This window comes from Salsuginibacillus halophilus (assembly GCF_003014715.1).
GTDB classification, from domain to species: Bacteria; Bacillota; Bacilli; order Bacillales; family Marinococcaceae; genus Salsuginibacillus; species Salsuginibacillus halophilus.
In genome coordinates this window covers 198,454-218,581 of the sequence record NZ_PYAV01000006.1, presented here as the reverse complement: position 1 = coordinate 218,581, position 20,128 = coordinate 198,454, and the positions used below count along the sequence as shown (strand labels likewise).

General features: G+C 46.1%; 20 protein-coding genes. 14 read left to right on the top strand and 6 right to left on the bottom strand.

Annotated features, from left to right (window positions below; genetic code table 11):
• Positions 1-88: 88 nt before the first annotated feature.
• The 5 genes from remB to dnaA form a co-directional block, all read right to left on the bottom strand.
• On the bottom strand, positions 89-373 hold the full coding sequence (remB, locus tag B0H94_RS07365) for an extracellular matrix regulator RemB (RefSeq protein ID WP_106588615.1): 285 nt from the start codon (positions 371-373) through the stop codon (positions 89-91).
• Positions 374-382: 9 nt separating this feature from the next.
• Positions 383-1,501 (bottom strand): DNA replication/repair protein RecF, encoded by a 1,119-nt coding sequence (recF, locus tag B0H94_RS07360; protein ID WP_106588614.1) that lies wholly within the window; start codon positions 1,499-1,501, stop codon positions 383-385.
• Between the two features lie 10 nt (positions 1,502-1,511).
• A complete protein-coding gene (gene yaaA, locus B0H94_RS07355) occupies positions 1,512-1,736 on the bottom strand; it encodes a S4 domain-containing protein YaaA (protein ID WP_106588613.1) in 225 nt (74 codons plus the stop codon).
• Positions 1,737-2,497: 761 nt separating this feature from the next.
• Positions 2,498-3,637: a DNA polymerase III subunit beta gene (dnaN, locus tag B0H94_RS07345; protein WP_106588611.1), complete on the bottom strand. Its 1,140-nt coding sequence runs from the start codon at positions 3,635-3,637 to the stop codon at positions 2,498-2,500.
• A 160-nt stretch (positions 3,638-3,797) separates the two neighbouring features.
• Positions 3,798-5,150 carry a chromosomal replication initiator protein DnaA gene (gene dnaA, locus B0H94_RS07340; RefSeq protein ID WP_106588610.1) on the bottom strand — a complete coding sequence of 451 codons (1,353 nt, stop codon included), beginning with the start codon at positions 5,148-5,150 and terminating at the stop codon, positions 3,798-3,800.
• A 756-nt stretch (positions 5,151-5,906) separates the two neighbouring features.
• Between dnaA and rpmH the strand changes: the two genes are divergently transcribed.
• The 12 genes from rpmH (at position 5,907) to B0H94_RS07280 (ending at position 17,479) form a co-directional block, all read left to right on the top strand.
• The gene (rpmH, locus tag B0H94_RS07335) at positions 5,907-6,047 is read left to right on the top strand and encodes a 50S ribosomal protein L34 (protein WP_106588609.1); all 141 of its coding nucleotides are present in this window, start codon (positions 5,907-5,909) and stop codon (positions 6,045-6,047) included.
• A gap of 88 nt (positions 6,048-6,135) precedes the next feature.
• Positions 6,136-6,483, top strand: a complete 348-nt coding sequence (rnpA, locus tag B0H94_RS07330) for a ribonuclease P protein component (RefSeq protein WP_106588608.1) — start codon at positions 6,136-6,138, stop codon at positions 6,481-6,483.
• Between the two features lie 135 nt (positions 6,484-6,618).
• Positions 6,619-7,404: a YidC family membrane integrase SpoIIIJ gene (gene spoIIIJ / locus B0H94_RS07325; protein ID WP_106588607.1), complete on the top strand. Its 786-nt coding sequence runs from the start codon at positions 6,619-6,621 to the stop codon at positions 7,402-7,404.
• A complete protein-coding gene (gene jag, locus B0H94_RS07320; protein ID WP_106588606.1) occupies positions 7,404-8,198 on the top strand; it encodes an RNA-binding cell elongation regulator Jag/EloR in 795 nt (264 codons plus the stop codon). The genes spoIIIJ and jag overlap by 1 nt, the downstream gene beginning before the upstream one ends.
• 256 nt (positions 8,199-8,454) lie before the next feature.
• Entirely contained in the window at positions 8,455-9,831 is a 1,377-nt protein-coding gene (gene mnmE / locus B0H94_RS07315) for a tRNA uridine-5-carboxymethylaminomethyl(34) synthesis GTPase MnmE (protein ID WP_106588648.1), read from the top strand.
• Between the two features lie 39 nt (positions 9,832-9,870).
• Positions 9,871-11,772, top strand: coding sequence for a tRNA uridine-5-carboxymethylaminomethyl(34) synthesis enzyme MnmG (gene mnmG / locus B0H94_RS07310; RefSeq protein WP_106588605.1), 1,902 nt, complete (start codon positions 9,871-9,873; stop codon positions 11,770-11,772).
• A 148-nt stretch (positions 11,773-11,920) separates the two neighbouring features.
• The gene (gene rsmG, locus B0H94_RS07305; RefSeq protein WP_219899786.1) at positions 11,921-12,574 is read left to right on the top strand and encodes a 16S rRNA (guanine(527)-N(7))-methyltransferase RsmG; all 654 of its coding nucleotides are present in this window, start codon (positions 11,921-11,923) and stop codon (positions 12,572-12,574) included.
• Positions 12,575-12,771: 197 nt separating this feature from the next.
• Positions 12,772-13,611: a nucleoid occlusion protein gene (gene noc / locus B0H94_RS07300; RefSeq protein ID WP_106588603.1), complete on the top strand. Its 840-nt coding sequence runs from the start codon at positions 12,772-12,774 to the stop codon at positions 13,609-13,611.
• A gap of 327 nt (positions 13,612-13,938) precedes the next feature.
• Positions 13,939-14,700, top strand: a complete 762-nt coding sequence (locus tag B0H94_RS07295) for a ParA family protein (protein WP_106588602.1) — start codon at positions 13,939-13,941, stop codon at positions 14,698-14,700.
• Positions 14,693-15,547 carry a ParB/RepB/Spo0J family partition protein gene (locus B0H94_RS07290; protein ID WP_106588601.1) on the top strand — a complete coding sequence of 285 codons (855 nt, stop codon included), beginning with the start codon at positions 14,693-14,695 and terminating at the stop codon, positions 15,545-15,547. Before B0H94_RS07295 ends, B0H94_RS07290 begins: the two co-directional genes overlap by 8 nt.
• A 59-nt stretch (positions 15,548-15,606) precedes the next feature.
• Positions 15,607-16,758 (top strand): aminotransferase class V-fold PLP-dependent enzyme, encoded by a 1,152-nt coding sequence (locus tag B0H94_RS07285; RefSeq protein WP_106588600.1) that lies wholly within the window; start codon positions 15,607-15,609, stop codon positions 16,756-16,758.
• A gap of 13 nt (positions 16,759-16,771) precedes the next feature.
• Entirely contained in the window at positions 16,772-17,479 is a 708-nt protein-coding gene (locus tag B0H94_RS07280) for a DUF554 domain-containing protein (protein ID WP_106588599.1), read from the top strand.
• On the opposite strand, the gene yyaC is transcribed toward B0H94_RS07280, so the two are convergent.
• Complete coding sequence (gene yyaC, locus B0H94_RS07275; RefSeq protein ID WP_106588598.1) at positions 17,456-18,091, bottom strand: spore protease YyaC; 636 nt, start codon at positions 18,089-18,091, stop codon at positions 17,456-17,458. The genes B0H94_RS07280 and yyaC overlap by 24 nt on opposite strands.
• A 95-nt stretch (positions 18,092-18,186) precedes the next feature.
• On the opposite strand from yyaC, the gene B0H94_RS07270 reads away from it, so the two are divergent.
• Both B0H94_RS07270 and B0H94_RS07265 read left to right on the top strand, forming a co-directional pair.
• Complete coding sequence (locus B0H94_RS07270; RefSeq protein ID WP_106588597.1) at positions 18,187-19,197, top strand: YkvI family membrane protein; 1,011 nt, start codon at positions 18,187-18,189, stop codon at positions 19,195-19,197.
• 85 nt (positions 19,198-19,282) lie between these two features.
• A complete protein-coding gene (locus B0H94_RS07265; RefSeq protein WP_106588596.1) occupies positions 19,283-19,483 on the top strand; it encodes a DUF951 domain-containing protein in 201 nt (66 codons plus the stop codon).
• The last annotated feature ends 645 nt before the right edge of the window (positions 19,484-20,128 follow it).

The following is a 20,128-nucleotide window of genomic DNA, read 5'->3' as shown; positions in this document are numbered from 1 at the left end:
GTTATTTTTCATGACAGCCAGTCGTTCAATGCTGATACGACAACCGGCTGCTGTTTGGTGTGCATGCACAGGCAGCCGGTTGGCATGTTTAAGTTTCTTCATCTTCTTTAGCTTCTTCGGAGTAATCTTCGAACTCGCTGACCACGTTTGCCCGGCGTTTTAAAGTGCTCGAGGAAATCGGGGAGTGATAAACTTTGTCAGTTGTGAGCACGACTGACTTTGTTAAATCCGGTGAAATGACTACCGTGTTTTCAGACGTACGTGCGGCTAGAAATTCTTCGGTAATTTCAACGGGTTCTTCGTAATTGTAATCAAGAATAGCGATAACGTCTTTGGAGCGGATCACTTCATCTCCGCCTAAATGAATAAACAAAACAACACCTCATTTCACCTCGACGAGCTGCCCATCTGAAACTTCGAAAATGGACGCCTTCGAGAGGGTTTCGTGCTGGATGCCATCGACGCTCGTTGTCGTAACAAACGTTTGGACTTTGCCTTGAATTGTATTTAATAAGTGAGACTGCCGGTGATTATCAAGTTCTGATAACACATCATCAAGCAGCAGCACTGGATACTCACCAATCTGATCCCGGATTAATTCGATCTCAGCAAGTTTTAAAGACAGTGCTGTTGTCCGTTGCTGACCCTGTGAGCCGTAGGTTTGGACATTGCGCCCATTTACATATAAAAGCAGGTCTTCACGATGCGGGCCAGAAAGTGTGGTCCCTCGCCGCATCTCTTGATCACGCTTCGTTTGAAAAGCTTGTTCGTACGCTTCTTTCAGTGTCGACAAATCCATGCCGTAAGATACATCTGCTGAAGGAACGTAATTGATCTCTAATTGCTCTTTGCCGCGGCTTATGCCGCGATGAATCTCTTCAGCCCACCCTTGAAGCATCTGTATGAATTCAAACCGGCGCTTCACAACAGCAGCCGCCTGCGCTGCCAACTGCTCGTTTAACACATCGAGCAGAGCGCCTGGATCACGCCGGGAGCCCTGCCAATCTTTTAAAAACTGATTCCGTTGTTTAAGCACGCGATTATAAGAAGCCAAGTCATGTAAATATACCGGACTTGCCTGACCGATCTCCATATCAATAAAACGTCGACGTTCAGCCGGCCCGCCCTTTACAAGGTTTAAGTCTTCTGGCGCAAACATGACAACGTTTAAAGTACCGATATATTGACTTAACTTCTGCTGCTCAAGCTCATTAACTTTAACGGTTTTTCCTTTCGGCGTAAAAATAACATCGAGCACGGTCGGGCCGGTCCGGCGGTGGATATTCCCCTTCACATGGGCAAATGATGATTCCCAGCCGATCATTTCTTTATCCCGGTGCGTCCGATGTGATTTCCCCATCGCAAGGACGTATATTGCTTCCATGATGTTCGTTTTTCCTTGGGCATTTGACCCGATAATGACATTGACCGCCGGCTCAAATGTCAGCGAGACTTCGCTGTAATTGCGAAAACCTCTTAACGTCAAGTTTTCAATATACACAGCAATACCCCTAAGCTTCTACGTCGGTGACAAGAAACGTCCCGCTTTCTTCAACTTCAACCTCGTCACCTGGATACAGCTTGCGGCCGCGCCGGTCTTCTGCTTCACCGTTCACCAGCACGGAAAATTCAGAGAGAAACCACTTAGCCATGCCGCCAGTATCAATTACTGCAGCTTCTTTCAATAACTGGCCAAGTGTAATGTAATCAGTATGAATTTGGATTTTTTCAGCCATAAGCTTCCTCACTTTCACGAAGCGTTTTTTCACCGCTTCGAAAAACGCTTTTCGATTCTCATCATATCCATCCCTATTTTACTAAAATAAACAACGAAACGCTACATCTATTCCAAAGCTTGCAAAATAAGAAATTTCATGAGGCAGTACGTGCCTTAGTCACACTCCGCTTGTAGACAAATTCTTGTAAAAGCGAAGGCTGACGTCGCTTTCCGGCGGACGCTTGCACCAGGCACGGCCTCAACTTCCTCGGCAGAAAGTCACTGCCTGCGGGATTTTCGGCTCGCGCTGTTCCTGATGGCGTCGCCGCCGGTGCTTGTCAGCCTTACGTCATTTGAGGGTCACGAATTGTAAAGATCTTTTTGAGCAAGACAATAGCTATATGAATCCGTTTCATCATGATGCTCCATGAACGATCAAGTGAACCATACACAAAAGACAAATGTAAAAGTGACCGAAACGAAAGACGGCGACTCCCGGAGGATCAAGCGCAGGCTGAAGATCCACTTGTTCGATTGGCAATCAAATCGAACAAGTTAGCTGAAGCCAAGCCCTCGGGAAAGCGTCCGTCTGGCGTGAAGGTCACGTTCATGATTCAGTTTTTTCTCTTAATAGGGCAGGCTGCGGAGCTTGCAGCAGTAAGCTGTGCGTGAATTTAAAGCTTTGCACTTCGTCAACAGCCTGACACTTTTTCAAACTTGAAAAACTCACCATCCGAAAAATATAAAAACCCTCCGCTTGCAGACGGAGAGCTTTTTAACTTAATACGTTCGTACTGGTGAGAATAAGTGAAGCATTTGATCGTGGTCCTGCGGGCGAACGACAAACGGACTCATAGCACCAGTAAATTGAATGGAAATAACGTCACTGTCGATGACTTTCAACGCATCTAAAATATTTTTTCCGTTGAATGAAATACGCAAATCTTCCCCGTTGAGTGACGCCACTTCAATGTTTTCTTGTACTTTTCCAATCTCTGCTGAAACTGAAGTGATTTCTATTAAAGCATCACCGGCAGTTTTTACGTTAATGACGTTATTTTTAGCTTCACGGGACAATAGGAGTGCCCGCTCTAACGCCTGTACTAAATCGTTACGCTCAAGAGTTACATCAGTTTTTGTCTGTGTTGGCACCATGTTCTTTGTTACAGGATATTTTCCATCAAGTAAACGTGAGAAAAACATGAGTCGGTCAAATTTAAACAAGACTTGTGTTTCAGTTACAACAACTTCGATTAAATCTTCCGCATCATCCATAATCCGGCTTAATTCGGTCAAACTTTTTCCTGGAATCACAATGTTTGATAACGACAGTGACGCATCCGTTTCTACTTCAGCGCTGCGCATTGCTAAACGGTGACTGTCCGTTGCCGTAAAGGTCATTTTCCCTTCTTCAATCTCAAGGTTTACACCTGTCAACACCGGGCGTGTTTCCTGAGAGGACACTGCAAATACTGTTTGACGAATCATATCTTTTAGTAGATGCTGCGGAATTTTAAAGGATTGATCTTCCTCAAGTTTTGGCAGGCGAGGGTATTCTTCTGGATCTAGACCGTTTAAGTTGAACACGACTGCCCCTGAACGAACCGTAGCGGCAAATTGCTCTTGAACTTCAATTTCGATCGTATCACCTGGAAGCTTTTTAACGATATCAACAAAATATTTAGCTTGAAGTACGACACTTCCAGGCTGCTCAATTTGCAGATACTCTTTTTCTTCATCTGCTACAGGGATGAAAGATTGGATTGAAATATCAGAATCGCTGCCGATCAATGTTAAACCATCAGTGTCCGCTTCAATCTTTATACCAGTTAAAACATTGATTGTGGAACGTGGGGAAATCGCACGGTTCACATGTTGAACGCCTTGCACAAACTCTTCCCGATCAATGGTGAATTTCATAAGTCATCTCCCTTATATATTAATAATAATAATTAAACCGTAATAGTCGTAGGTGTTGTTAGTAATGTGGATAACCTCGTTTAAGCACTGTCTACACAAGGTTCTCCACATGTGTATAAACTGTTAATAACAACAGAACAATTCATGTGGTTGTCCACACCTATTGTTTCATCTGTTCTTTTAATTCTTCTGATTGTTCGGCGACGTCATTTTGTTCAGCAATCATTTTTGAAATGCGTTCGTGCGCATGGATGACTGTCGTATGATCACGCCCCCCAAACTCTTCTCCGATTTTCGGGAGTGAAGCATCTGTAAGTTCACGCGATAAATACATGGCCATCTGACGTGCAAAAGCGACAGTCTTAGTCCGTTTTTTTGCGGTGATTTCTTCTTGTTTGATCTGATAGTAACTAGCAACTTTGACTTGAATGTCTGCAATCGTAATAACTTTTGGTTTTGCGTTAGGAACAATATCTTTTAATGCTTCAGCAGCTAAGTCTGCGTTGATATCTTGATTGACCAGTGAAGAGTAAGCCACGATCCGAATTAATGCTCCTTCAAGTTCGCGGATGTTTGTGTCAATTTGATTTGCAATATAAAGCATAACCTCATTGGGAATATCAAGTTTTTCTGCTTTTGCCTTTTTCCGCAAAATTGCAATGCGCGTTTCAAGGTCCGGCGGGGTGATATCTGTAATAAGACCCCACTCAAATCGTGAGCGCAGCCGGTCTTCTAATGTTGGGATTTCTTTAGGCGGCCGATCACTTGAAATCACGATTTGTTTACTTGCTTCATGCAGGGCGTTAAACGTATGGAAAAATTCTTCCTGGGTTTGTTCTTTACCGGCGAGAAATTGAATATCATCAATGAGAAGCACATCAATATTCCGATATTTGTTGCGGAAGTTAACAGCTTTGTTATCTCGGATTGCGTTAATAAATTCGTTTGTGAATTTTTCTGATGACAAATAAACGACACGGGCATCAGGATTATGCTCAATCACATAATGACCGATCGCATGCATTAAGTGTGTCTTTCCTAAGCCTACGCCACCATAAATAAACAATGGGTTATAAGCTTTCGCCGGAGCCTCAGCTACAGCTAAAGAAGCAGCGTGCGCAAAGCGGTTTCCACTCCCGATAACAAACGTATCAAACATATACTTTTCGTTTAACATGGTTTTTGGGGCTTCATTTTCTTGCTCTACAGGTTTTGACGGCATTTTTTTTAGTTCTTCCTCTACAGAAAAACCATTGTCTTCTTCCGTATCTGGAATGACAAATTTTACATCTAAACGTGAGCCGGTGATGTCTTCAACTGTGTCAGAAATAATACTTGAATACCTGTCTTCCAACCAGTCTCTAGCGAATGGGTTTGGTGCTGTCACAATAATTGTTTGTTCCTGTAGATCGGTGGCTGTTGTCGCTTTTAACCAAGTTTCAAAACTCGGCTTGCTCACCTTTTCTTGAATTTTTTCAAGCACCTGTTCCCAAAGATCATTTAAATTTTCCATGCCGGTCGCCCCTCCTTATTTAAAATCCTTGAACCGACGCAGGCTATCAACCCACTGTTCAACCTTTGCGTAACCAGGTTTGTATAAAGATACACACGTATGTATTTGAAGATTTACGCACAAGCTTATACAATAATGTAGGAAAACGTCCTCTCCGCATTATCCACAACATTGTGGAAAAGCTTATAAAGAAGGTGTGGAAATGTATCCACAATGTTGTGCACAGTTGTGGATAACAATAACAGTCCGATGACGGTCTCCAAAGAAAACAAATTAATCATACCAAAAAAGAAGTAGCGATTCAACGGCTTTAAAGGAACTTATCCACACGATCAATAAGTTGTGTACAATACTTATCCACACCACTAGATTATGTGTAGAACTTGTACATAACTTGTCGATAACTGTTTGGAGTGGATTGATGGTTGTCCACAGCTTTTGTCTATGCTTGTCGTTCCCTGTTTAACTCGTTCGTTGTGATAGCGAAACGCTGCGTTCATTCTAAGAAACTGCGGGATGTTTCGCGCGTGACGCGTGACATGAGTTATAGAGAAATATCTGGACGTAGAAACAACGTAGAAACAAAGGTCGGGGCTTTAAAGTTGGATATGTATGAAAATAAAATCGCATAACATGCGGCATGGACAGGTCTTCAAATCATCTATGCGAGGTTGACAAGTAATTTTGATAAATTTATAATTTACGGGAATGTCTTGACGGACGTTATTACGAAGAATCCTTAGGAGGTGCAGATATATGGCTAAGAAACCTACATTCCAACCGAACAACCGTAAGCGTAAAAAAGATCACGGCTTCCGCACGCGGATGAGCACGAAAAACGGACGCGATGTTTTGAAGCGTCGCCGCCGCAAAGGAAGAAAAGTACTTTCCGCATAAGAAAAAGACCACTGGCTAAAAGCCGTGGTCTTTTTCATGTTTTTGGTGAAACATAGATTTGGGTAAGAGAGAAAGGCGTGAGCATGTTATGAAAAAGTCGTTTCGAATCAAAAAGAGCGAAGAATTCAGCCGGATCTTTCAAACGGGTACGTCTTATGCCAACCGGCAGTTCGTCGTTTACGTACTCGAACGTCCGGAGCTAGAAGCGTTCCGTGTCGGGATTACCGTTGGGAGAAAACTTGGAAATGCGGTTGTACGAAATCGAACGAAGCGGCGCGTACGCGAGTTGGTACGTGAACATCAAACACAGCTTGACGCCGGGAAAGATTATATCATTATCGCTAGAAAGCCAGTGCTTGATATGTCGCATGAGGCACTCTCTAAAAGCTTCGTTCATGTCATGAAGCGAGCGAAGTCTTATCATGCCAAGACGTAGCGATTTTGTGAATTTATCAGCAGTGATACCGGATTCATCTTTATTTCTTGAAGGCTCTCCGCTAAAATAGAGGGGGCTTTTATAAATAGAAGCGTCTTTATGATTAAGCAAGATGGAATGAAGGAGGAAAATTCCGTGAACAAAAAGATTTTACTGGCTTTAATGTTTCTTGCCGTGACAACATTTTTAGCCGGTTGTTTTAACATTAATGACCCGGTGACTGACGAGGCCGGCAACCGGGTGGCAGACACAGACGGAATCTGGGCCACATACTTTGTTTATCCGCTCTCTTGGCTGATGGTCACTATCGCTGAAGGGTTAAATCATAGTTATGGTCTGGCGATTATTGTTGTTACCATTATTCTGCGGATCGCGATTCTGCCATTAATGATTAAGCAGACAAAGAGTACAAAAGCGATGCAGGAATTACAGCCGGAAATGCAGAAACTTCGTGAAAAGTACAGTGCGAAGGATCAAAAATCGCAGCAGAAACTTCAGGAAGAAACGATGAAATTGTTTCAAGAGCACGGCGTAAATCCGCTGGCTGGTTGTTTCCCGATTTTAATCCAAATGCCGATTTTAATCGCATTTTATCACGCAATTATGCGGACAGAATCTGTGAACGATCAAACATTTTTATGGTTTCAGCTAGGTGAACCAGACTTTATTCTACCTTTAATTGCTGGTATAACAACCTTTATCCAGCAAAAGATGATGATGGTCAATAACACGAATCCACAAATGCAGATTCTCCTTTATATGATGCCGATTATGATTACCGTCTTTGCCTTTTTCTTCCCATCAGCATTAGCGTTGTACTGGGTAATTGGTAACTTGTTTATGATTGTGCAGACGTACTTTATTACTGGGCCGTCAAAAAATAATCAACAAGAGGCTTCAACGGGAGGAGCGAAAAAGTAGTGGACAAACCTTTGCGAGTGACTGCTGAATCGGTCGATGAAGCACTGCAAAAAGCGGCTGATCAGCTGGGTGTTAGTGTAGAGGAAGTAGATTACCATGTGGTTCAGCAGCCGAAGCGCGGATTTCTCGGATGGTTTAAAAAGCGAAATGCTGTCGTTGAGGCGTCTGTTAAAACTGCGGATGCCGACGTTGAGCAAACGCAGGAATCGGGCGCACTCGACCTTGAAGACGAATTTTCGACGTTTGCAGAAACTGAAAATGAAGCGCAAGTTGAAGCTGTAGAAGAAACGCTGCCGGAACTTGAAGAAGAAATCAAAGAGCAAGCCGGCCCTTCGGAAGATGAGAAGCCTGAAGAAACGGCGAAACATTATTTAGAAGCAGTGATTCAAGAAATGGAAGCCGTGGCAGAAGTTCATATTCAATCAGCTAATGCGAAGTCTGCTGAACTAGAACTCACCGGTGAAAGTGTCGGCCTGTTAATCGGAAAGCGCGGTCAGACGCTGGATGCGCTTGAAACGCTGGCCGGCTTAGCGGCGAACCGTGTTTCTTCTCGGCATTTTACTGTATTTCTAGATGCTGAAGGCTACAGAGCCCGCCGCGCAGCTTCTTTAGAAAACCTGGCTGACCGACTGGCTGATAAAGCTTTGTCAACGAGTACCCGGGTGCCGCTGGAGCCGATGAACGCCCGTGAACGAAAAGTGATTCATCAAGCATTGCAGAAAACACGTGGTGTGGAAACAATTTCTGAAGGTGTAGAACCAAAGCGCCGCGTCGTTATTCTGCCCGACCATTAAGAGCTCGCCAAACTCTCTGCTTCTGCAGGGAGTTTTTTAATGTCGTTCATAAACCGGCAGGCTGCTGCCGAAAAGCGAAGTCATCCATCGTTTGTCTGCGCGTTGGTCTGTCCACATGTGGACAACTTTACCTTTGGCGCAAGCGTTGCGATGTGGTATTCTATATTGTTAGGAAGATACAAGACTGTCGTTGGCTAAGAATAACGGTGAATTTATAAATTGAACGAATGTATGTAAAGGAGGTGAGCGGCCGATGATGGAATTTGATACAATCGCAGCAATCTCTACCCCCGCGGGGGAAGGGGCAATTGCCATTGTTCGTTTAAGCGGAAGTGATGCTGTAACAATTGGTGATCAAGTTTTTCAAGGCAAAACAACGCTTGCTCAAGCTGATACGCACACCATTAATTACGGCCACCTCATTGAGCCTGAAACGAGTGACGTTGTTGAAGAGGTCATGGTTTCTGTATTAAGAGCGCCAAAAACGTTCACAAAAGAAGATATTATTGAGATTAACTGTCACGGCGGTGTCGTCTCGGTGAACAAGGTGCTCGATCTTGTATTATCAAGCGGCGCCCGACTTGCTGATCCTGGTGAGTTTACGAAACGAGCCTTTTTAAACGGCCGGATTGACCTTTCTCAAGCAGAAGGGGTTATGGATTTGATCCGGGCGAAAACGGACCGGGCAATGAATGTGGCGGTAAGTCAGGTACAAGGCCGGCTCGCTGAGCAGGTGCGCGGTTTGCGCCAGGAGCTTTTGGAGACAGTCGCAAACGTGGAAGTAAATATTGATTACCCAGAGTACGATGCAGATACTGTTACACTTGAATTATTAAAGGAAAAAGGCGGAGCCGTTAAAGATGAGATTGATCAACTGCTTCGGACCGCCAAGCAGGGTAAGATTTTACGTGAAGGGATAGCTACTGCAATTATCGGACGGCCGAATGTAGGTAAATCTTCGTTGATGAACAGCTTTGTGCATGAAAATAAAGCAATTGTGACCGAAATACCGGGCACAACCCGCGATGTACTTGAAGAATACGTAAACGTGCGCGGTGTGCCACTCCGTTTAATTGATACAGCAGGGATTCGTGAAACCGAAGATGTCGTTGAAAAGATTGGGGTGGAGCGATCACGGCAGGTGCTGCAAGATGCTGATCTTGTTATGCTCGTACTAAATGCAGCAGAGCCTCTTGGTGATGAAGATCGTGCATTGTTTGAAGCGATGAAAGGCATGAATGCTGTTATCGTACTCAATAAAACAGATCTTTCGCAGCAGATTGATGAAAATGAGGTGCGTGAGCTTGCAGGCAGTCGCCCTGTGATTGCGACCTCACTTTTACAATCAGAAGGTGTAGAAGAATTAGAAGATGCCATCGCGCACTTATTCTTTGATGAAGGTGTGGAGACGGGTGATTTAACGTATGTTTCAAATGCCCGCCATATCGCCCAGCTCCGGCAGGCTCGCCAGTCGATCGAGGATGCTTTGGAGGCTGCTGATGCTGATATTCCAGTGGATATGGTTCAGATTGATATTACCCGCGCATGGGAGCACCTTGGTGAAATCGTCGGAGAAAATGCGCCCGATCATTTGATTGATCAATTGTTCTCGCAGTTTTGTCTTGGAAAATAACGTATACAGCGTATGAAACGCTTAAAGGAGGAACGCCTGATGACGTATCAAGGCGGAGAATATGATGTAATTGTGATTGGCGCCGGTCATGCCGGAGTAGAAGCAGGTCTTGCCTCTGCGCGGATGGGTGCAAATACGCTGATGCTTACGCTCAATCTCGATGCTGTAGCATTTATGCCGTGTAACCCGTCGGTCGGTGGTCCGGCCAAAGGGATCGTCGTACGTGAAATTGACGCCCTTGGCGGAGAGATGGGCAGAAACATTGATAAAACCCATATTCAAATGCGGATGTTAAACACGGCAAAAGGACCAGCCGTCCGCGCATTGCGCGCGCAGGCAGATAAGTTTTTGTATCAGCACGAAATGAAAAAAACGCTAGAAGATGAAGAAAACCTTGTGATGCGCCAAGGGATGGTTGAAGAATTGATCATCGAGGACGGCGTCTGCAGAGGAGTGAAGACAAATACAGGTGCTTCTTATTATGCGCCGTCTGTTATTGTAACGACCGGCACGTATTTGCGCGGAAAAATCATTATGGGTGATCTAGCTTACGAAAGCGGTCCGAACAATATGCAGCCGTCAGTGCATCTTGCCGAGCACATGCAGGAACTCGGGTTTGATATGGTCCGGTTTAAAACTGGCACACCACCACGGGTGAACGGAAATACAATTGATTATTCACAAACAGAAGAACAGCCAGGTGACGATACACCACGTGCGTTTTCGTATGAAACGACGAAATATATTACAGATCAGCTCCCGTGCTGGTTGACCCATACCGGTGCAGAAACGCATGCGCTTATTAATGAAAACTTGAACCGTTCGGCGATGTATTCCGGCATGGTTCAAGGCACTGGTCCGCGTTACTGTCCTTCGATTGAAGATAAAATTGTTCGTTTTCATGATAAACCACAGCACCAAATCTTTTTAGAACCAGAAGGGCGCAACACGAATGAGGTGTACGTTCAGGGACTTTCGACAAGTCTGCCTGAAGATGTACAGTTTGATATTCTTAAAACAATTCCCGGCCTTGAAAATGTACGCATGATGCGTCCGGGGTATGCAATTGAATATGATTCGATCGTGCCGACGCAGCTCTGGCCGACCCTTGAAACGAAAAAAATTGAAGGTTTGTTTACTGCTGGACAGATTAATGGAACCTCCGGTTATGAAGAAGCTGCCGGGCAAGGTTTGATGGCCGGTATTAATGCGGCGCGCAAAGCCCAGGGTGAAGAAGGTTTAGTTCTCGGACGTTCAGAAGCTTATATCGGTGTTTTAATTGATGACTTAGTCACAAAAGGAACGAACGAGCCGTACCGCTTGTTAACATCTCGTGCGGAATACCGGCTGCTGCTGCGTCACGACAATGCAGACTTGCGCCTGTTAGAAACCGGTCATCGTATCGGTATGATATCTGATGAGCGTTTTGCCCGCTTTGAAACGAAAAAAGCAGCCATTGCGGCTGAGAAAAAACGGCTTGAAAAAACGATTATTAAACCTTCAGATGAGCTGAATCAAATGCTTGAAGAGAAGGGCTCAAGCCTTATGAAAGAAGCTTCAGCAGCAGCTGTACTATTGAAGCGTCCGGAGCTTGGGTATTATGACGTACTACCGTTTGCCGGTGAACCGGAAGAAGTGCTTTCTCCTGACGTGGAAGAGCAAGTAGAAATTCAAACGAAATATGAAGGATATATTGCAAAGCAGCTCGAACAAGTTGATAAGATGGAAAGAATGGAAGAAAAGCGGATCCCGAACTGGGTGGACTATTATGAGATCAGCGGCCTCGCCAATGAAGCCCAGCAGAAACTTGCTGAAGTGCGCCCGGTATCGGTCGGACAGGCAACTCGGGTTTCCGGTGTAAATCCAGCGGATATTTCGATTTTACTCATTTATCTTGAGCAGGGCCGGCAGGCGACAAAAGAAGAAACAGCAAACGCATAAACCGGCTGAAGCCGGCGGGTGGTATTGTCCGCGCCGCCGGCTTCTTTTTCAGTTTACATACCCAGTATATTTTAAAGGAGGAAATGGCGTGGCTGACTTAAAAGCTGAACGTCTCATTCAAGAGGCATTTGCTGCAACTGATCATCAAATGAAACAGTTGGAAGAGTATTTTCAGCTGCTTGTAACTTGGAATGAAAAAATGAACTTAACCGGTATTACAGAGCGGGAAGCCGTGTATGAAAAACACTTTTATGACTCGCTAACAGCGTTGTTTGCTTATGACTTTACACAGGCGCAGCGCATCGTTGATATCGGTGGCGGCGCCGGCTTTCCCGGATTTCCGATCAAGATTTTATATCCTCACCTTGAACTTGTCATTGTTGATTCTTTAAAAAAACGGATGACTTTTCTAGAACAGGCAGCAAGTGAGCTTGGCCTTGATGGTATTACGCCTGTGCATGGACGTGCAGAAGAACTCGGTCAGCAAAAGGTGCACCGCGAAAGCTACGATGCAGCGATCTCGCGAGCTGTTGCCCGGCTGCCGGTGCTCGCGGAACTCAGCCTTCCGTTCGTTAAACCTGGGGGCTGGTTTGTTGCCATGAAAGGTGCTGAAGGCCTTGAAGAAATGGAAGAAGGCCGAGCAGCTTGTGAGAAACTCGGCGGCCGAATTGATGAGCCGTATGAAACAAAACTTCCAATTGAGGAAAGTCAGCGCTTTATTGTTAAAGTTGAAAAAGTAACTGAAACACCACCGCAATACCCGAGAAAGCCGGGGAAACCTGCCAAAAAACCGCTCAGCTAGTCATTTTTTTCTCGACTGTGGATATGGACATTGCTTCCTAGCGTGGTACAATATGACGCAGACGAAGCTTATTGATCCACGCTATGTGCATGATGATAGATGAAGAGTTTTATGGATTGATGCGCTGATTTTACAGGAAAGGGGGGACGGGCGACCTCTCTTGCGGCTTCACCTGCAAGTGTCCGTCGCCTTAACTTATGAAGCAGTCGCTTCAACGTTTGTTCGGTTTACAAAGTGAAGAAGAGGAAACGGCAGCAAGTACATCAAAAGATGAGGTCGAAGTCATTTCAGTCACTGAAGTGGTCCCCAATCCGTTTCAGCCTCGTACAATTTTTGCTGAGGATAAAATCCAAGAATTGGCCCAGTCCATTAAGACACACGGGCTGCTGCAGCCGATTACGGTACGTGAGCGTGGCGGCATTTATGAAATTGTCGCCGGCGAGCGCCGGTTCCGCGCGGTTAAATCGCTTGGTTGGTCAACGATTCCGGCGTTGATTAAAGAGTTTGATGATACCATCACAGCTTCACTTGCGTTAATTGAGAATTTACAGCGGGAAAGTTTAACAGCAGTAGAAGAAGCCACAGCGTATGCTCAATTGATCGAGCTTCAAGGGTTGACCCAGGAAAGTCTGGCGCAGCGGCTCGGTAAAGGTCAGTCCACCATTGCAAACAAACTACGTCTTCTCCACTTACCCGAAGCAGCTCGTGAAGCTTTAACCGCCCGTCAGATTACAGAGCGCCACGCCCGCGCACTGCTCGGTTTAGAAGAGGAAGAAGTGCAGTTGCAAGTGCTTCATGAGGTGATTGAAAAGTCGCTGAATGTCAAACAGACTGAAGAGTTGATTGCAAAATGGAACGCTCCAAAACCGGCACAGAAGAAGCCGAGAAAAAAGCATTACGCAAAAGACACTCGTCTAGCTTTAAATACGATCCGGCAGTCGCTTGATATGGTTGAAGAAAGCGGCTTGAATTTGGAAACCGATGAAGAAGAATACGAGGAATACGTTCAGTTTACAATCCGGGTCCCGAAAAAGTGAGTGACTGCCCGCAGCTAAAGATGTGCGGGCAGTTTTTTTATAAGCAGCCAGACTGTCGATAAAGAAGAAAGTAGCATTCATGCACAGTTTGCGGCTGCTGCTTTAGGGCTGTCCCCGAGGCAAGTGTCTGCCGAAATGCAAAGTCAGCCATAACTAAAATTAAGGTTTTTGCTACACGCTGACCTTTCTTTTTTCTTCTGCTATGCATTTTTTCTGAAACCTTCAACGAATCTGCAACGAAAAAAATAAAAACATGATAAAATAGAAAAAAGGAAGAATTAAGCATTATGCTATTTTGTTGTACGATGTACGAAAGAAGGTGAAACGGTGGCCAAAATTATGGCGGTAGCTAATCAAAAAGGTGGAGTCGGAAAAACGACTTCTGCCGTAAATATGAGTGCCTCACTTGCTCACATCGGTCATCGGGTTTTGCTTGTTGATGCTGATCCGCAGGGAAATGCGACAAGCGGCGCCGGTGTAGATAAAGGCGAAGTGGATCAATGTGTCTACAACCTTTTAATTGAAGATGCCAGAGCTTCTGAAATTGTTAAACCTTCCAATATCGAAACACTGGATGTCCTCCCTGCCACAATTGAACTATCAGGGGCTGAAATTGAACTTGTCTCAACAATTTCCCGGGAAATTCGCCTCCAGCAAGGTTTGAGCGAAATTGCCTCGCAATACGACTACATTGTAATCGATTGTCCGCCTTCGCTCGGGTTACTTACAATTAATGCACTAACTGCTGCAGATTCAGTTGTGATTCCGGTACAGTGTGAATATTACGCTTTAGAAGGATTGAGCCAACTCTTAAATACCGTGCGGCTCGTACAAAAGCATTTAAACACACAGCTTGCCATTGAGGGTGTTTTACTCACAATGCTTGATGCTCGTACAAATTTAGGGATTGAAGTTATTCAAGAAGTGAAAAAATATTTTCAAGATAAAGTATATGAAACAATTATACCGAGAAATGTTCGCCTCGGTGAAGCTCCAAGCCACGGGATGCCAATCGTCATTTATGATCCAAAGTCCCGTGGTGCGGAGGTGTATCTTGATTTAGCAAAGGAAGTGGTCTCAAGTGTCTAGAGGGCTTGGCAAAGGGCTTGATGCCATTTTTAACAACAGTAGTGAAGATGTTGAAGAAACTGTCGAAGAGCTTGCCGTTAAAGAACTGCGACCGAATCCTTATCAGCCGCGCCGTGTATTTTCAGAAGAGGCGATTCAAGAACTCGCTTCTTCCATTGCGACACATGGGGTGCTGCAGCCGATCATTGTCCGGCAGTCAATTAAAGGTTACGAGCTTGTCATTGGTGAACGCCGCTTTCGTGCTGCCAAAGAAGCTGGCTTAAATAAGATTCCGGCCGTTGTTAAAGGCTTGAGCGACGAGGAAATGATGGAAGTTGCGCTCATTGAGAATTTACAGCGCGAGGATCTAAATCCGCTTGAAGAAGCGCGCGCCTATGAAAAGCTAATGAACGAGCTTGAATTCACCCAGGAAGATTTAGCGGACAGGCTCGGTAAAAGTCGGCCGCACATCGCCAATCACATCCGCCTTCTACACCTTCCGGAGGAACTACAGGATTGGATTGCTGATAAAAAGATTTCCATGGGTCACGGCCGTACACTTCTTTCCTTGGATACGAAAGAAGAAATGGTACATGTCGGTAAAAAGGTGATTAACGAAGGGTTGAACGTCCGTCAAACTGAAGAGCTTGTCCAACAGATCAAGGGCAGAGTTTCACGTGAAACGAAGAAAGAGCAGCGTGACGTTTCCCCTTACATTCGTGAGCGGGAAGAACAACTCAAAAGTCATTTCGGCACGTCAGTTGCGATTAAGCAGGGCAAGAAAAAAGGAAAAATTGAAATTGAATTTTTTACCGATGATGATTTAGAACGGATTATGGAACTTCTACACACGTCTGAAGAAGAATAAGAACGACAAAAGCCATCGCTTTGACGGTGGCTTTTTCACGGCTGAAAAGGAGGATTTACATGATTTATCTCGACCATGCGGCCACATCTTTTCCGAAACCGCAGCCGGTGATTGATGCGGTTCAACAAGCTTTAACATCATTTGCAGCTAACCCCGGCCGAGGCAGTTATCGATTATCAAGAGAGGCACACGCTGCGGTGGATGCGTGCCGGGAAAAAGCAGCGGCATTTTTCGGTGTGAAATTCCCGGAGCGGGTTATTTTTCATGCGAATGCAACGGCTGCTATTAATGCGTCGCTGGCAGGCCTTCAGCTTGAAGCAGGTGATCATGTCATTGCCACGACATTTGAACATAACGCTGTCCGCAGAGTGCTTGAACGTATGAAAAAAGAAGTGGGGATCAAAGTCAGCTATATTTCCCCGGAAATGACCGGCGAAACAACGCTTTCGCAGTGGGAGGAAGTAAAAACCGAGCGGACAAAAGCTGTTGTTACCTGTCACGGCTCCAATGTGACTGGCACAATTTTAGACCTTGAGCCGGTACAGGTGTTTGCAGCTGAACACAATTTGTTCTGGCTCATTGATGCTTCGCAGACTGCCGGGGTGCTTCCTGTCGATGTACAGGGCCTTGGGGCTTCGGCGGTGGCGTGTGCGGGTCACAAAGGGCTGCTTGGACCGCAGGGAACAGGCCTTTTACTTCTGCATGAAACGACGGAGCCGGCACCTTGGCTTGTCGGCGGTACAGGCGCGCATTCGCATACGGCTGAGATGCCTGATGCGCTGCCGGAACGGCTCGAAGCAGGGACATTAAATGTTCCCGGGATTGCCGGTCTTGCAGCAGGGATCGATGAAATTAACCGGTACGGCTTAAATGAAGTATTTGAGCATGAACAAGCATTGGCTGCGCGCATTATCCGCCGTCTTCAAGACGTTGAGGGCATTGATGTTTACGGCCCGGGGGCTGATCAAAGCCGGCTCGGGGTGGTGTCGCTTCATATGCAGGGCGTAGACGGTCATGAAGCTGAAAGTGTACTTGATCAGCATTACAATATTGCTGTGCGCGCCGGCCTGCACTGTGCACCGCTTGCTCACGAATTTCTCGGCACTGCACCTGATGGGCTTTTACGGGTAAGTGTTGGATTTTTTACAACAGAAGAAGATGTAGACGCCTTCATTCAAGCTGTAATTGAGGTGTATGAAGGCTTAGCTTAGAGGAGAGAAAATGATGGTTTTAACAGGAACGCTCGTTAACGGTGCAGCTATTATTGCCGGAGCGCTGCTTGGGTTATGTTTTCGAAAGATTCCAGAGCGCTATAAAACGACAGTGATGCAGGCACTTGCGCTTTGTGTCATTGTTCTTGGGGCGGATATGGCCCTTGAGAGCCAGCACTTCATCCTGGTGATTTCGAGCCTTGTGCTCGGCGGCTGGATTGGCGAACGCTTGCAGCTTGAAGAACGGTTAAACCAAGCCGGGGCTTGGCTTGAAAAGAAGACAGGTGCTCGTGAAGGAGAGCCTTCGGTTGCGAATGCTTTTGTCACCGCCACGCTCGTTTATGTTGTCGGAGCAATGGCGGTTGTTGGTGCAATGGACAGCGGCCTTAGGCTGGATCATGATATATTATTTACCAAATCGATGCTCGACGGTTTTACGGCGATTTTCTTTACCTCCACGCTTGGTATTGGCGTCGTGTTTTCTGCTGTACCCGTTGTCATATATCAAGGTAGTATTGCTCTTTTAGCTGGTCAGATTGAGCGGGTTGTTCCTGAGGTAATGTTAGAGCAGATGATTACAGAAGTAACGGCTGCCGGCGGGATTATGATATTAGCCATTGGCTTACGGATTGCTGGAATTTTGCACGTGCGTGTGGCGAACTTACTGCCGGCGCTTCTACTCGCGGCGCTTTTTGTTTTAGGCATGGATATCTTCGGTTGATGAACCGTATAATCGTGTATCAAGCCGTGATGCTGCCGGCTGAAGTCGTACGGCAAGCCGGCGGTCAGCAAGCAATAAGCAGTCAGCTAAGTAATCAGCCATCTGCCAAATCCGGTACAGGCGCGTGTTTTGCAACGTTTGAAACTCTTTTCCCCCTCTTGCATTTACGATGCCGGTAATATGCATATCACCAGCCGGCGGCAGCGTTTTCTGAACAGCGCTCCCTGGGTAAACGGGTCCACTTGCGAATGTGAACCGGCCGATCTTTTGTTCAGCACCGAGGCTGGCATCAATGGCGAGCACTGGGGCATTACCATGTTTTTTACTAATAAATTGCAGTGTTTCTTCTAAATTCAAGGCATGAACCGGCGCTGCTAACGTACCGTAAATCGAGAAAAACCGAGGATTGTTTTCCTGCAGCATCGAACCAGTGACCGGTCCAAGCGCATCACCAGTACACCGGTCAGTTCCGATGCAAAGCAGCACGACGCCTGGCGCTGTACGCAGTACGCTCGTCAGTTGATGGGTAAATACAGCACGACTGTCCCATACCTTCATTTGGTTTTGATAATGAAATGGTTCTATTGCCGGTTGTTCATGAAATGAGCGCATACCTCTCGTCCTTTCCGCATACTTGTCCTAGTATGTGGAAACTTTCATCCATTTTATAACAATAAGTTAAAAATGGTGAGCAAGGAGAGGCTGCGATGCTGGGTGCAGGGCTGAAATGGATGTTTTTAATTATTGGGACAATGATTGGGGCTGGATACGCTTCAGGGCGGGAAATCTGGCAGTTTTTCGGGGCAGAAAGCACACTGTCCATCGTGCTTTTTACTTTGTTATTTTCGATCAGCTGCTTTGTTATGATGTCGGTCGGTCAGCGGCTTAAGACGACAGATTATCGAGCCGTGCTTACGTACTTTGTCGGGCGAAGGCTCGGTATGTTTTACGACGGTTTGATCGTCATGTATTTATTCACGACAACGGGTACGATGATCGCAGGGGGAGGATCGGCTTTGGAGATGCTCCATGTCCCCTACTGGGCTGGTATCTTTTTCATGGCAGTCCTGCTCGTCTATTTGTTTCGCTGGGACGTGGAAGGGGTGACAGCGGTCAATGTTTTGTTGATTCCCATTTTAATCTTAACGCTGTGTGTCACGCTTTTTTTATTTCAATATTCCCGCGGCGGCGCATTTACAATGGACTGGATGGCGCAGAGCAATTGGTCGTCTGCCTTTACGTTTACCTCCCTGAACCTTCTACCTGTGCTAGCAGTGCTTGCAGCTGTCGGGAGCCGCATCCGGCACCGGGGTGAAATTTGGATTGCAAGTCTTGGGAGCGGAGCGGTGCTCGGTGGTGTTTCGTTTTTATATAATGAGTCGCTCCTTGTGGTGGCCGATGATGTGTTATTGTATGAAATTCCGTTGTTTGCGATTTTAAATACGTATCCTTACGCCATGGTGCTGTTTATGACAGTGCTTTTATGGACGGCGATTTTCACAACTGCGGCCACCGGCACATTTGGGCTGGTCAGCCGTTTCCGTGGTTATGTGCAGGCGCCTCCATGGTTTACAGCGGTACTGCTTTTGTTGTGTATGCTGCCGTTAGCTGGTATCGGCTTTTCAACCTTGATTGCAGTGTTATATCCTTTTTACGGGATTATGAACTTGTATCTTCTTGGAGCTGTGCTGCTCATGCCGCTTCTGCGACGGACGTGAAGCAGTCAGCTTTTTTTAGAGTAAAGAACTAGTGTATAATAGTTTAAACTTACGTTAGACAATGAGGGAGAAAGGAGTTCAAGCGATGGGAGAACAGCCATTTGCGCTTTACGACATCGTTGAAATGAAAAAGCAGCATCCGTGCGGTGCCAACCGGTGGCAGATCATCCGGATGGGGGCAGATATCCGAATTAAGTGCCAATCGTGTGAACATAGTGTCATGCTGCCACGCCGGGATTTTAAAAAGAAAATGAAGCGTGTGCTTGAACGAGCCGAAAGCGAATAAGTCAGTAAATGCCAAAGTAGCATCTCGCCGATCGAGGTGCTTCTGCGTGTAGACAAACTTTCAAGAAAAGCGTAGTCTGACGTCGCTTTTCGGCGGACGCTTACACCCGGAGGGCACAAGTGCGACATCGGTTTGACCTGCGCTAACGCTTGAAGGCCCCGTGTCTTCTTAGCCCCCGTCACGGCCTCAACTTCCTCGGCGGAGTGTCACTGCCTGCGGGATTTTTGGCTCGCGCTGTTCCTGGTGGCGCCGCCGCCGGTGCTCGTCAGCCTAGCGCCATTTGAGGGTCATGAGTTGTAGTGACCTTTTTGATCAAGCAATAGCTACATGAATCAGTTACAGCATGATACTTCGTAAACGATCAAGCGAACCATACACAAAAGACAAATGTAAAAGTAACCGAAACAAAAGACGGCGACTCCCGGAGGATCAAGCGCAGGCTGAAGATCCACTTGTTCGATTGGCAATCAAATCGAACAAGTTAGCTGAAGCCAAGCCCTCGGGAAAGCGTCCGTCTGGCGTGAAGGTTACATTCATGATCCAGTATTTCCTCTTAATAAGGCAACTCGCGGCAGCTGGAGCAGTAAGTAGTGAGTTAATGTTAAGTTGTGTAATTTGTCTACAGCCTGGAGCACTTCGCTGGTC

Coding starts and splice junctions, on each gene's coding strand:
- yaaA (WP_106588613.1), bottom strand. CDS start 1,736: ATGGCTGAAAAAATCCAAATTCATACTGATTACATTACACTTGGCCAG.
- dnaN (WP_106588611.1), bottom strand. CDS start 3,637: ATGAAATTCACCATTGATCGGGAAGAGTTTGTGCAAGGCGTTCAACAT.
- dnaA (WP_106588610.1), bottom strand. CDS start 5,150: ATGGAAAATTTAAATGATCTTTGGGAACAGGTGCTTGAAAAAATTCAA.
- rpmH (WP_106588609.1), top strand. CDS start 5,907: ATGGCTAAGAAACCTACATTCCAACCGAACAACCGTAAGCGTAAAAAA.
- rnpA (WP_106588608.1), top strand. CDS start 6,136: ATGAAAAAGTCGTTTCGAATCAAAAAGAGCGAAGAATTCAGCCGGATC.
- mnmE (WP_106588648.1), top strand. CDS start 8,455: ATGGAATTTGATACAATCGCAGCAATCTCTACCCCCGCGGGGGAAGGG.
- mnmG (WP_106588605.1), top strand. CDS start 9,871: ATGACGTATCAAGGCGGAGAATATGATGTAATTGTGATTGGCGCCGGT.
- rsmG (WP_219899786.1), top strand. CDS start 11,921: ATGAAACAGTTGGAAGAGTATTTTCAGCTGCTTGTAACTTGGAATGAA.
- noc (WP_106588603.1), top strand. CDS start 12,772: ATGAAGCAGTCGCTTCAACGTTTGTTCGGTTTACAAAGTGAAGAAGAG.
- B0H94_RS07285 (WP_106588600.1), top strand. CDS start 15,607: ATGATTTATCTCGACCATGCGGCCACATCTTTTCCGAAACCGCAGCCG.
- B0H94_RS07280 (WP_106588599.1), top strand. CDS start 16,772: ATGGTTTTAACAGGAACGCTCGTTAACGGTGCAGCTATTATTGCCGGA.
- yyaC (WP_106588598.1), bottom strand. CDS start 18,091: ATGCGCTCATTTCATGAACAACCGGCAATAGAACCATTTCATTATCAA.
- B0H94_RS07270 (WP_106588597.1), top strand. CDS start 18,187: ATGCTGGGTGCAGGGCTGAAATGGATGTTTTTAATTATTGGGACAATG.
- B0H94_RS07265 (WP_106588596.1), top strand. CDS start 19,283: ATGGGAGAACAGCCATTTGCGCTTTACGACATCGTTGAAATGAAAAAG.